This is a genomic window from Legionella bononiensis, assembly GCF_016786215.1.
Lineage (GTDB): Bacteria > Pseudomonadota > Gammaproteobacteria > Legionellales > Legionellaceae > Legionella > Legionella bononiensis.
In genome coordinates this window covers 140,301-151,981 of the sequence record NZ_JADOBG010000020.1, presented here as the reverse complement: position 1 = coordinate 151,981, position 11,681 = coordinate 140,301, and the positions used below count along the sequence as shown (strand labels likewise).

The following is an 11,681-nucleotide window of genomic DNA, read 5'->3' as shown; positions in this document are numbered from 1 at the left end:
GGGGGAGGGCCCAGGAATGGTACGCCTTAAAGAGGAATAATGGACCCTCCGCCTTCGCGGAGGGTGACGAAGTTAGGGAGTGTAGCGCCAGCCTCGCAAGCAATGTCGTCCTTTGTAAGCATCGGCGCTCTATGCAAACATCAGCGTCCTATGCAAACCTTGACATACTATTAATGCACCTGCGTTCTATGCAAGGCATAGTTGGGCATCCAATACAAACACCGATGCTCTATAAATACACCGTCGCCCTCCGCGAAGGCGGAGGGCCCAGGAATGGTACGCCTTAAAGAGGAATAATGGACCCTCCGCCTTCGCGGAGGGTGACGAAGTTAGGGAGTGTCGCGCCAGCCTCACAAGCAATGTCGTCCTTTGTATGCATCGGCGCTCTATGCAAGGCATTGGCATCCAATACAAACACCGATGCTCTATAAATACTCCGTCGCCCTCCGCGAAGGCGAAGGGCCCAGGAATGGTACGCCTTAAATAGGAATAATGGACCCTCCGCCTTCGCGGAGGGTGACGAAGTTGGGGAATGTAGCGCCAGCCTCGCAAGCAATGTCGTCCTTTGTAAGCATCGGCGCTCTATGCAAACATCAGCGTACTATGCAAACCTCGACATACTATTAATGCACCTGCGTTCTATGCAAGGCATAGTTGGGCATCCAATACAAACACCGATGTTCTATAAATACACCGTCGCCCTCCGCGAAGGCGGAGGGCCCAGGAATGTTAAGCCTTAAAGAGGAATAATGGACCCTCCGCCTTCGCGGTGGGTGACGAAGTTGGGGAGTGTCGCGCCAGCCTCGTTTGCAATATCATCCTGTGTAAGCACTGGCGTTATTTGCATGCACCGGCACACAATGCAACCACCAATGTCTTTAATTCAAAAATAAATACCGTTCCTAGTTGATTATATTTGAGGCATACATTGCGAACTTATTTGATGAGTACCTTGTTCTTTATTTCTGATAAGCACTAGAGAAATAATAGACATAACTGCAACTACTATCAAATACAGAGCAGGTATCGTAGCACTGCCGCTATAGTATATGAGCGATAAAGAAATAAATGGGGTTAACCCGCCAAATAAAGCGAATCCAAGATTATAACTCACTGCTATACCACTATATCGTATAGAGGTATGAAATAATTCACTTAATAAGCGTGGTATTATTCCTGCCGATAATCCCAGCAAAAAAGCACTTGCCAAAAAAGCCAGCGGATAAAGTTTAGGATAATAAACATAAATGGAAAATATTGGATAGGCAATTATCGCTGTCAGGACCCCAAGTGCCATTACCAATTTTCTTACTGGGATACGATCGGTTAAATAACCGAAAAAAATACTCATCGCTGAACCAATCGCTATGGCCAATGTTCGTTCCCAGACAAAAGCATCTGCTGGTAAATGAAGTACTTTAGTGAAATAGGCGGGGATAAATAAAAACAGAGAAGTCACTATGACCGCGCACATTGCGGCCAAAAAAGTACCGGCAATTACCACAATAAATTGCTCTTTAAACACGGTAATGATGGGAAATTTTTCAATTTTATTTTCAATTTCTAAAAATTGTGCTGACTCATGCAGTTCTTTTCTCAACAAGTAACTTAATAATCCAAAAAAACCACCAATAATAAATGGAATTCGCCATCCAAATAACTGCATTTGCTCATCGGAAAATAGCGAGATAATAGACGCATGTACTACGGATCCCAACACAATACCAGCGGTTAACGCGCCAAATATAATGCCACAGGCAAAACCTTTATTTTGAGTAAATGACTCACTAACATAGGTTATTGCTCCTGGAATTTCTCCTCCAATTGAGAGTCCTTGAATAATTCGCAAACTGATAATGAGAATCGGTGCAATGATCCCAATTCGTTCATAGGATGGAATAAATCCGATTCCCAAGGTAGCAAGTGCCATCATGAGTATGGATATGGTAAAAGTTACTTTTCTTCCTATACGGTCTCCAAAATGACCAAAAACCACGCCGCCAAGAGGTCTTACCAAGTAGCCTATAGCAAAAGTTGCAAACGTGATTAACAGGCTTACAATCTCGTTAGTAGCGGGAAAAAAGGCCTTTGAAATATAACTCGCAAACAATGCAAAGATAATAAAATCATAAAACTCTAAAACACCACCTAAACTGGATAGAATTAATAACCTATTCTGATCTTTCTGCATTATTTTTTCCTTAAAATAATTCGTTTTAAATGAAACAATTCTCTAATTCAAATGGTATAAAGAGAGTCCTTCGTTCATTACAAATTTATTAGCTCGCAGAGAGTAACTTAAATTATCTGAATGGGCAAACCCGATTTCTTTATCAATACTTCGTTCATACCATAAAACTAATCGCTCTACTTGATTACAAAATGTAGAATACGATTCATTGATTTCAATCAATGAATTATTAATACAACGCACTCCATGAGTTGGTACAATTAATATAACCTAAAAAGTATTTTAGGATTCGATTAAATAAATTCGGACAGATTTTATGTGATTATGTAATTAATTGGTCGCCTAGAGAACGACCAGAGAAGATAAAGGCGTGACATTTATTCTTTTTATTTATTCCTTTGGTCAAAGGTTCAAAGAATACTCAGGAGTAAAGCACTCCTCTAGAAACAAAAAAGGGAGCCAAGCTCCCTTTTTTTATTTAAATATTTTTAATCACGAGTTCCAACATATTTATCATCAAAATAACGTCGTAATTTTGTTCTTAATGTTCCACGACTAATTCCCAGCATAATAGCAGCACGGGACTGATTGTACTTACAGTGTTCCATAACTGCACGAAATAGAGGGGTCTCAATTTCTTCAAGTACAAACTGGTATAAGTCAACAGGATCAGTTCCCTTAAGCTCTGAAAAATATTTTTGTACTGAGTGAGTTACGCTCTCGGCTAGTGAAGCAGTGGTATCCCCTGCATCATTACTGATTGTTGTCATTATTATTAGCTCCTCCTTTTAAAAGCAGTATATTACCGAATTGAGCAATTCGAGACAAGGGCAGAACAACAAAAACTATATTAAAATTCAATATTTAATGTGACCACCCTCAACAATTGCTTTTTCAAAAATCCTTTCTGAGTATAAATTCGGATAAGCTGTAATAAACAGCTTATCCAGGTTCAACCAGGTATTAAAACTTTAACATGGATGGATCAAAAGGTTTGCCATTAACTGAGACCTTACCCTGATCCAGGCTCACTTCAACAACATAGTCAGAGCCATCTACTGTAATCAAACCGGATTGCTCCAGAGTCGCAATTTGCTTGTCAGTCTGCATCGCAGCCAATTGCTCTGATGTTGGTGCAGTTGCATTTGCCTGAGCTGTATTGCCTTGCAATTGTTGAATCAACGCTTGTTGCATTTCAGGTTGATTTGCCATTTGCTGCATTATTGATTGCTGCATCAATTGTTTGACTACAGCCGTTGGAACTCTTAATTTAGCATTCCCTTGAACTTTCTGAATCAATTCAAAAGGATTAGTGCTATCGCCTTTAGGAAGAGTAACCAATAAGCTTCCATCAATAGTGCCTTCAGGTAATTTGAGACTTAGTTTTGAAATTTCAAACTCAGCACCCTTGGTGAATAATTTAGGTAACTCAGGAAGCATAGCCATCATCGCTTGTTGACGCTCAGCATCTGTTCCATTTTGCATTGCTGTTGCCTGCTGATTAATACGAGCAAGAACATCTGCATCAAGATTACGTAAAGAAACCTCAATCTGTCCTGGACCATAAGACTTTCCATTAGCAAATAGAGACTTTAAATCAGCACTAAAGTGAGTACTAAAGAGACTTTGTTCAATATCACTGCTTGAGCTCAGTGAAAGATCATTTATTTCAAACATTTTTTGATCTTTAACAACGACATCAAAAGCAGGTAATGAAAAACTGGCTTCACCAAGATATAACCCGGCAAGAGTTTGATGTAAATCAAATTCACTGGTTACTTTACCCAAAGTGATTTTTGTATCGTCTTTAGAGATTTTCATACCAGATACTACAATGTCCCCTTCTACTTTATCCATATTCGAAGACATTGACGTTGTACTTTCCATACCCATCCAATCAAAATTACCTGTGCCATCTTTAGAAATTAATTTGAAGGATGGAAGGGACAATTCAACGGTACTGTGATTTAAGTAGTTTACAAAAATGCTTAAATCCAATTGAGGTTTCATTGAATCTTTAGAAAACATTTCATCAAATTGTTTATTGTATTGTTCAGGAAATGGAAATACGGTTTGAGCATACCCCATACCAAAACGTAAACTTTTATCGGCAAGAATAAATGGGCCGTGGTGAATTACAAGCGGCATATCCATTTGATAATCTTGCGCTGCAACTGTTTGAGATTTACCGTCAGCATCTTTAACAATACGCTCAGGAACATGCAAACGCCATTTTATTTTGGCATCAGAACTAAACCAACCTCTATTGTACTGCTCAATATCAGCAAAAAGACCATTAGATTGATTAATTACTTGTACGTTGTTCTTAATGGTTCTTTCAGTAAGAACTCCCATGCCATAATATCCGCCCAGGACTAAAACAGCCAGGATAATTATTAATCCTGTAAGTTTTTTCATTATTATCTCCATGTGATTAGTTTGCGACCAGCGTTACTTTATTGCAGCAAAGCGCTGGGCAAAGTATAGCAGTAAATAATATAAGAGTGCGACAATCTGTTGAAAGAAGATTGAAACTTAAAGAAAAAAATGAGATTGAATCTCAACTTCATGCCCATATTTATATCGGGATGATGATTTAAAATGCGTGGTATATAGAGTTACTCCGCCTATGCCCTTTAATGAACTCATCAGACCTGATTTCATATCTGCAAGTATCGACCACATATACTACACGGTGGTATAGACAAGTCTGGATTCAAAGCTGGGCATATCAAGCATCTCAATCCAGATTAACAACACGTACTACAATTCCGAGTGTGGCCGTATGTGCACAAATGATGTTGCGTGTTGCAATAACAGTATGATCCGCCTGCTCGTCTGCACGGTTCGAATACATTTTTGCTGCAATACTCATAGCTATTGATTCTTCCACTACTTTTATAAGTATTGCTTTGATTACCATGATAATGCGGATACCCTGTATCATGAGCCAACTGGATGCCCTGTAAAAATAGGTGATCGTTAGATTCATCAAAAACGCAAGTTTGTAACGTATCGTTGAGGGTAGTTACAGGTTGGGAATGGACTGAAATCGAACAAAATGACAGTCCAACAATGAGACATAGTTTCTTCAATGTATCCATTTGAGTTCTCCATGAAATGGTTAATATCATATTAAAATCAATGTTACAGACTAGATTATAGTAGATATGTGGTTAATATTTGACCAATAAGGCATAAGGAAATGATTAATATAAGTAAAAATTTTATTGTTCCGTTTGTAACTCACGAAAGTTACACTCATCAGGATTTTTTATAGGATTCAAAACCCGAAAATAAGACCTGTAAATAGACGAGGCGCTAAATCACGCAACGACCGCAAAAAAGCTCCGGTCGATATTCAAAGTGCATGGTGTCATAGTGATACCAACGGCCACCCCATATAAAACAATAGCGTTCAAAAATATCAACGATGGCTTGGGGCATTCGATTTTTATAAGGAATTCTGGAAGATAATGAATTGTTTTTGGTAAAATACCAGTAATCCCCATAATCCACATTCAAATCGATTGCAATGCCGAAAGAGTGCGGGCTTAAACGATGAGTACCGGCGATATTGCGATAGAGGAAGGTTCCACCGATGTTTGTAAAATACTTATGATAGGGAGCTGGCAACTGTTCTAAGGCATGAACCACCTGTTTTAAGGCATGAGCAGCGCCGTTTTGTTTGTTAAATTGAACCCATTTTACATTGGAATTCGAAACCCAGTTGATGGAGATCAAGTTATTACGCACTTCTCCTTTTGTATTGCCATAGACTAATTTCAACAGCGGTTCATGACGAATTCTTCCAGGGTCTTCATTATACGAAGGGGGTACATTGATGGAACGAAATGCAGGATAACCAAGAGTTTGCAAATCCTTCAAATCTGGTGAATTCAACTTCTCAGCAAATGATTTTGATTTTCCATCATTCCAAACCAGAGTTTTACCAGACATGGTTTTAACAAATTCCCCATTTTGATTAACAGAAGAAGGATAAGCTTTAATAAAGCATTGTTTATTAGCTCTTGCTTCCATAGCATAAACATGACTCTTTATTATCAAAGAAAAACTCATTATCACTATGAAATGAATTTTCGAGTATCCCGTGAAGCTATCGGGTGACGTCCTTTTCCCCTGGATAAACATATAACAACCCCTCCCCTACGTCTCATTCAATTTGATAGGCCAGCGCTAAGGGTTTCCCGTTTTCCCACAAATGCAGCACAAAGTGGCAATGAGTTCTCTAAATCAGTTTAACTCCATTCTTTACATATCTCCATTTTTTCACAAAGAACTTGTGCGTTATTAAGTGTCGCTAATTTAAACAGAAATTGGATAGGAAGTTGAAAACAAGAGGGTGGATCTTGTTATAAAAAATGAATGGATTTAGATCATTTGTTCTCTAGGATGAGAATAAACTAAATCAACCAGATGTCCTTGAGCAATTTATTACAACCATGATTTTTATCGAACTGGCTTACAATATGTTTCCTTAATTGTAAACGATAAAATTAACGCGACTAAAGAGCATATGGGTAATAATTTTAGGCCGGCCTGAAAATCAGTAAGCAACAGAGATTCCACATTGTACGCTCGTGATCCCGAAACCATATCCACCAATCGCCCAACCAGAGGCTGTAACAGAGCGCCAACAAAGATTGAAGTCATATTGGTAAATGCTATAGAAGTTCCAACTACATTTCTATCATGTAACTCAGTTGATACCGCATAAGCAATGGCGACACCAGTATTGGTCAATCCGAAAGCAAAAAATAACAAGTATGCTGTCGTTTGATTCATCTCAGGATAAAAAACAAAGAGGGTTGTAAAGATCACGCCGAACACTGCAGATAGAATCATCAAAGGTTTACGCCGTCCCATTTTGTCTGATAACCAACCGGATAAAGGTCCGCTAATACCCCAGCCTATGAAAATCAAGCCCGTTGCAAAAGCTGCAGCGTGCGCTCCCAATCCACGGCCAAATTGCAAATAAGCAGGCCCAATCGCTTCGCCTATTACTGCCGTTGGTCCGAACAAAAAGCCCGCATACAGGGCATTAAGCCAGGTTTGGCGGCTCGAAAGAATAATTTTTAAACTTTGTAATATGCTGATTCTATTAACTGTTCGCACTTCATGCCGTTGGGAGCCTGGTCTATCCTGAACAAACTGATATAACAACCCAGCGAGAGCAATAAATAGAAATGCAATAATTAACATGCTGTGTCGCCAACCAACATTGCTCACTAAAAATGAGACAGGTGCTTCTCCAGCTGCAGCACCAAGCATGCCCAAAGATTGGGTTAAGCCGGCTAATAACCCCAGCATGGTAGGTGGAAACCATGAAGTTGCCAAGCGAAGAGAACAGACGAACGCAAAGGCAGCGCTAAAACCAATTAACATTCTGCCTATTGATGCCATCATCAAACCGTCTGCAAGGCCAAAAACACAACAACCAAAAGCCGTTACCAGAGACATTACGGTTAATAGCCATCGGATACTTAATCGATCTACTGTTAATCCAACAGGAATCTGCATAAATATGTAGGGAATATAAAAAGATGCAGTCAGAATTCCAAAACCGGCTTCATTTATCCCAAAATCGATTTGCAAATAGCGGTGCATGACACCAGGAGCAACACGTGCTAAATAATCAGAAAAATAAAAAGCAGCAGCCAAGCCCCAAACTAACCAGGCGAATCCCAAATAGTTTTTACGGTTATAAATTTCCACTTTAGATGCATTCATTTTGTTCATAAGCTCTCTACTTATAACAGTCCAGTTCAATTTCCAATGTTCTCAAGCTGGATATATTCATCTCTAACTGTGATCATGGAAATAGCCGGCTGCAAATACTCTTCCTGATACCCCTAAGGGCTAGCCATAAATTTGATTGTTATCCTGTTACATCAGGATTTGAATGGTTTGTATTGAAATAAAATAAAACCATCAAATGCCATAATTATTTCAACACTGGACAATTAATTAGCAAAATCAAACGTACATTATACTGTTGTTGTAAGTTATTTCAACACATAGTTGGATTTCATTTTATTGTTATTAGCGATACAAACTAGAGTCGGGTATAATGATTCTTTTTTGATGAAATTTTAAAATGAATAGTCTGAATTTGGCAATTAAAGAGGCATTGCACTCTTCTGGCAATATGAAAGAAGCAAATAAAGCCTACCTCGAATTTATAAAAGCAAACTTTATTATACCTGTAGAACATGACTCAGAAGACGACAGTCCGGAAGTCTTGTTTCTGGAAGAAAATAATCAAATTTTCCTCCCTGTGTTCAGTGAAATGAGCTATCTGGATGCCTGGGCAGCAGAAATAAGCACCCGCATCAAATTGCTTAAACTGTCCGGAGTCGATTTACTTAAAGGACTTGGTGAGAATGTAACGGTTTGTCTTGATATTGGAAGCGAACAATATAAGGAATTTATTCCTGCAGAAACAGCACGAATGAGATCAATGATTTTAAAATTATTTAAAGATTAAATTCATATCTACACGACTTACGAGAAACCCCATAGTCAATGCAAAAAGAATGAATAGGGAGTTTTTCGTAAGTCCTGATCCAATTGAAGAAGCATTAATTCATGCTCTTCAATTGAATGCGAACTATCACGCTACCAGTTCAAGTAATTGGTATCCAACTATTGCTGAAGCAGCTATCGCACCGCTAATTTCAAAGACTAAAGATAAAAAACTATGTTTCTGACAATACTGTTGATCATTTGCTGCTAATTCTTTGTTAAGAATTATATCCTCATCATCCAGACTACTCATATCAAATAAAGGTTTTTCTCCATACGTTCCGGCCCACCAACCTTCTAGCCACTGTTCTGCTTCTTGAGAGCCTTCACGGAACGGATTATCTTCCTCTTCGACCTCTGAAAGTGCACATTCATAACCAAAGATATAACACTCTTCATAACTTGGATGTTCAATGTTAAATCGTAATTTAATGTGTGGTAATAAGGCTGTTGTGTCGTTCATAATAATCCCCTCGCTATGTATCCAGTATATAATGTCCTATGCTCAACTCTGTCTACTCCCAGTTGTTTATATTAAAACTATGTGCCTCATTCACATGAATTACAGACATGGAATTCTCACACTTAAATCAATTTTACGACTAATTTATACACCCTGCTTTCGAAGATAAATTATTTACATTTTCTTGACAAAAATCTTTTTTTTATCTTGGAAATAAAAATCAACGATAACAAATATTGTTTGATTTTATTTATAATAAGCAACTATCAGGCCAACTTTTTAAGTTGTTGTTTATTTTGACATTTAGAGGAAATTGCAAACCCAATTATCAGAATAATAGCTCGAGTATATTTAACAATCAAATTGACTGAATACACATGCAAATACATTCAAATCCTGAGAATACAAGTCAGGAATTTTGAAAAGAGGCCCGAGTTTATTTCGGCCCCTCCTCCAAAGCAACACTACCATTTAGTTAAGAGTTATTTATCAAAGATTGGCTATTTTCGTAGCCCGTGTTATCGAAGCGTAATACGGGATCGAAGTGGCAACAATGGCTTAACTTAATAACAGTGCACCTAAGTAATCCCTGCAAAATTTGAATAGACAATTTATACACTATATTCAGTATTAATTTGCCTCTGCAAAAACATTTCCAGCTTCCGGCAATTTCTGCCGGTTATGGGGCAAGTCTTCTAAGCATCCAATGTGCTCCGTCACGATAATAATGGATTCGGTCATGCAATCGATTGTCACGTCCTTGCCAAAACTCGATTTCGTCTGGAATAATCATATAGCCACCCCAGTTTTCAGGCCTAAGTACGGGCGCCTGTCCATGTTGCTGGATTAATTCATTCAATGCATTTTCCAAAAAGGCTCTGTTTAAAATTTCTTTACTTTGCGGCGATACTATCGCACTAAACTGACTTTTAACGGGTCGAGAGGAAAAATACGCATCAGATTGCTCCCTACTCACTGTTCTTACTCGTCCTCGAACACGAACCTGTCTTGCCATTTGAGGCCAATAAAAATTAAGTGCCGCATAAGGGTTGTTGTTCATTTGCAGGGCTTTTGCGCTCTGGTAATTCGTGTAAAACACAAAATTTCCATCTTCCAATCCCTTTAATAAAACAACTCGGGTATCTGGACATCCTTTTTCATCAACAGTTGCCAGAACCATTGCCGTGGGATCATTTTTTTCATTTTGCAAAACATCTTCAAACCAAAGTTTAAATTGAGCAATTGGATCCTGCTGAGCTGATTCCTCGCTCAAACTCAATTCACCATAATCCCTTCTTATATCCGCAAGACTTCTAAAGTTACTCATAAAGCACCATTCCAAATGAAAATTGGAACCAATTATACGCTCTGGAATTAACATTTTGCGAGAAAAGAAAATGAGAAATGAATAAATGAATTGTTGTAATCTTGCACCCGGCTTTAAATTCCTGGTAAAAAGCTACCGATTGTTACAATTGAAAATAAGGAGAAAGGGTAGCAGCTTCATATTAAGCTGCTACCTGATGTATTTACCAACCGGTAACTTCAGCGATTGCATCACCCAAGTCAGCAGGTGAGCGTACTGTTTTAACTCCAGCAGCTTCAAGTGCCGCATATTTTTCTGCTGCAGTACCTTTGCCACCAGAAATGATTGCTCCAGCATGACCCATGCGTTTACCGGCAGGAGCTGTCACACCGGCAATATAAGAAACTACGGGCTTACGAACATGAGCTTTGATGTATTCAGCTGCTTCTTCTTCAGCAGAACCACCAATTTCACCAACCATGATAATTGCCTGTGTTTGTGGATCTTGTTCAAATAAAGCCAAGGCATCAATAAAATTAGTTCCAGGAATGGGATCGCCACCGATTCCTATACAGGTACTTTGACCAAATCCTTTGTCTGTAGTTTGTTTTACTGCTTCATAAGTTAAGGTGCCAGAGCGAGAAACAATTCCAACTTTACCAGGTAAATGTATCGAACCCGGCATAATTCCAATTTTACATTCTCCAGGAGTAATAATCCCGGGACAGTTAGGTCCAATTAAACGAGCATCGGTGTTGTTTTCCAGATAAACTTTTACTTGCAGCATGTCCAATACAGGCACACCTTCCGTAATACATACAATCAATTTAATGCCAGCTTCCGCAGCTTCTAAAATAGAGTCTTTGCAAAATGGAGCAGGGACGTAAATAACACTGGCATCAGCTCCAGTTACTTCAACTGCTTCTCGCATGGTATTAAATACAGGCAATCCTAAATGAAGCTGTCCACCTTTTCCAGGTGTAACACCCCCAACCATTTTCGTACCATAAGCGAGAGCTTGTTCGGAATGATAAGTTCCCTGTTTGCCCGTAAATCCCTGGCACAACACTTTGGTTTGCTTATTAACTAATACACTCATTGTTAACCTCATAATTTTGTGGTGTTACCGCATCAATAGTACTCTCAAATGCTGATTGGGAACTTGGCCCCATTGC

The 11,681-nt window shown here is 38.8% G+C and carries 10 protein-coding genes; 1 reads left to right on the top strand and 9 read right to left on the bottom strand.

All coding sequences use genetic code 11. The features are described from left to right. Positions 1 to 910: 910 nt before the first annotated feature. From IZU94_RS12450 to IZU94_RS12425, 6 genes are all read right to left on the bottom strand, one after another. Complete coding sequence (locus IZU94_RS12450) at positions 911 to 2,191, bottom strand: MFS transporter (protein ID WP_203111031.1); 1,281 nt, start codon at positions 2,189 to 2,191, stop codon at positions 911 to 913. 488 nt (positions 2,192 to 2,679) lie between these two features. Next, entirely contained in the window at positions 2,680 to 2,961 is a 282-nt protein-coding gene (locus tag IZU94_RS12445; protein WP_018576070.1) for a helix-turn-helix domain-containing protein, read from the bottom strand. 193 nt (positions 2,962 to 3,154) lie between these two features. Further along, entirely contained in the window at positions 3,155 to 4,609 is a 1,455-nt protein-coding gene (locus tag IZU94_RS12440; RefSeq protein WP_203111030.1) for a YdgA family protein, read from the bottom strand. 322 nt (positions 4,610 to 4,931) lie between these two features. Then, positions 4,932 to 5,183, bottom strand: a complete 252-nt coding sequence (locus IZU94_RS12435; protein WP_203111029.1) for a hypothetical protein — start codon at positions 5,181 to 5,183, stop codon at positions 4,932 to 4,934. A 329-nt stretch (positions 5,184 to 5,512) separates the two neighbouring features. Then, on the bottom strand, positions 5,513 to 6,271 hold the full coding sequence (locus IZU94_RS12430; protein WP_203111028.1) for a M15 family metallopeptidase: 759 nt from the start codon (positions 6,269 to 6,271) through the stop codon (positions 5,513 to 5,515). Between the two features lie 390 nt (positions 6,272 to 6,661). Then, positions 6,662 to 7,942: an MFS transporter gene (locus IZU94_RS12425; protein WP_203111045.1), complete on the bottom strand. Its 1,281-nt coding sequence runs from the start codon at positions 7,940 to 7,942 to the stop codon at positions 6,662 to 6,664. 367 nt (positions 7,943 to 8,309) lie between these two features. On the opposite strand from IZU94_RS12425, the gene IZU94_RS12420 reads away from it, so the two are divergent. Continuing rightward, positions 8,310 to 8,699 carry an SseB family protein gene (locus tag IZU94_RS12420; RefSeq protein ID WP_203111026.1) on the top strand — a complete coding sequence of 130 codons (390 nt, stop codon included), beginning with the start codon at positions 8,310 to 8,312 and terminating at the stop codon, positions 8,697 to 8,699. 126 nt (positions 8,700 to 8,825) lie between these two features. Here the strand turns inward: IZU94_RS12420 and IZU94_RS12415 are convergent, their stop codons facing one another. The 3 genes from IZU94_RS12415 to sucD form a co-directional block, all read right to left on the bottom strand. Further along, the gene (locus IZU94_RS12415) at positions 8,826 to 9,200 is read right to left on the bottom strand and encodes a transmission trait enhancer LetE (protein WP_203111024.1); all 375 of its coding nucleotides are present in this window, start codon (positions 9,198 to 9,200) and stop codon (positions 8,826 to 8,828) included. 679 nt (positions 9,201 to 9,879) lie between these two features. After that, positions 9,880 to 10,527, bottom strand: coding sequence for a pyridoxamine 5'-phosphate oxidase (gene pdxH, locus IZU94_RS12410; protein WP_203111023.1), 648 nt, complete (start codon positions 10,525 to 10,527; stop codon positions 9,880 to 9,882). 202 nt (positions 10,528 to 10,729) lie between these two features. Continuing rightward, entirely contained in the window at positions 10,730 to 11,605 is an 876-nt protein-coding gene (gene sucD / locus IZU94_RS12405) for a succinate--CoA ligase subunit alpha (protein ID WP_058472759.1), read from the bottom strand. Between the last annotated feature and the right edge of the window lie 76 nt (positions 11,606 to 11,681).

Excerpts from the sequence above, each read along its gene's own strand:
- IZU94_RS12440 (WP_203111030.1), bottom strand. The coding sequence starts at position 4,609 with ATGAAAAAACTTACAGGATTAATAATTATCCTGGCTGTTTTAGTCCTG.
- sucD (WP_058472759.1), bottom strand. The coding sequence starts at position 11,605 with ATGAGTGTATTAGTTAATAAGCAAACCAAAGTGTTGTGCCAGGGATTT.
- IZU94_RS12420 (WP_203111026.1), top strand. The coding sequence starts at position 8,310 with ATGAATAGTCTGAATTTGGCAATTAAAGAGGCATTGCACTCTTCTGGC.
- IZU94_RS12450 (WP_203111031.1), bottom strand. The coding sequence starts at position 2,191 with ATGCAGAAAGATCAGAATAGGTTATTAATTCTATCCAGTTTAGGTGGT.
- IZU94_RS12425 (WP_203111045.1), bottom strand. The coding sequence starts at position 7,942 with ATGAATGCATCTAAAGTGGAAATTTATAACCGTAAAAACTATTTGGGA.
- pdxH (WP_203111023.1), bottom strand. The coding sequence starts at position 10,527 with ATGAGTAACTTTAGAAGTCTTGCGGATATAAGAAGGGATTATGGTGAA.
- IZU94_RS12430 (WP_203111028.1), bottom strand. The coding sequence starts at position 6,271 with ATGAGTTTTTCTTTGATAATAAAGAGTCATGTTTATGCTATGGAAGCA.
- IZU94_RS12445 (WP_018576070.1), bottom strand. The coding sequence starts at position 2,961 with ATGACAACAATCAGTAATGATGCAGGGGATACCACTGCTTCACTAGCC.
- IZU94_RS12415 (WP_203111024.1), bottom strand. The coding sequence starts at position 9,200 with ATGAACGACACAACAGCCTTATTACCACACATTAAATTACGATTTAAC.
- IZU94_RS12435 (WP_203111029.1), bottom strand. The coding sequence starts at position 5,183 with ATGAATCTAACGATCACCTATTTTTACAGGGCATCCAGTTGGCTCATG.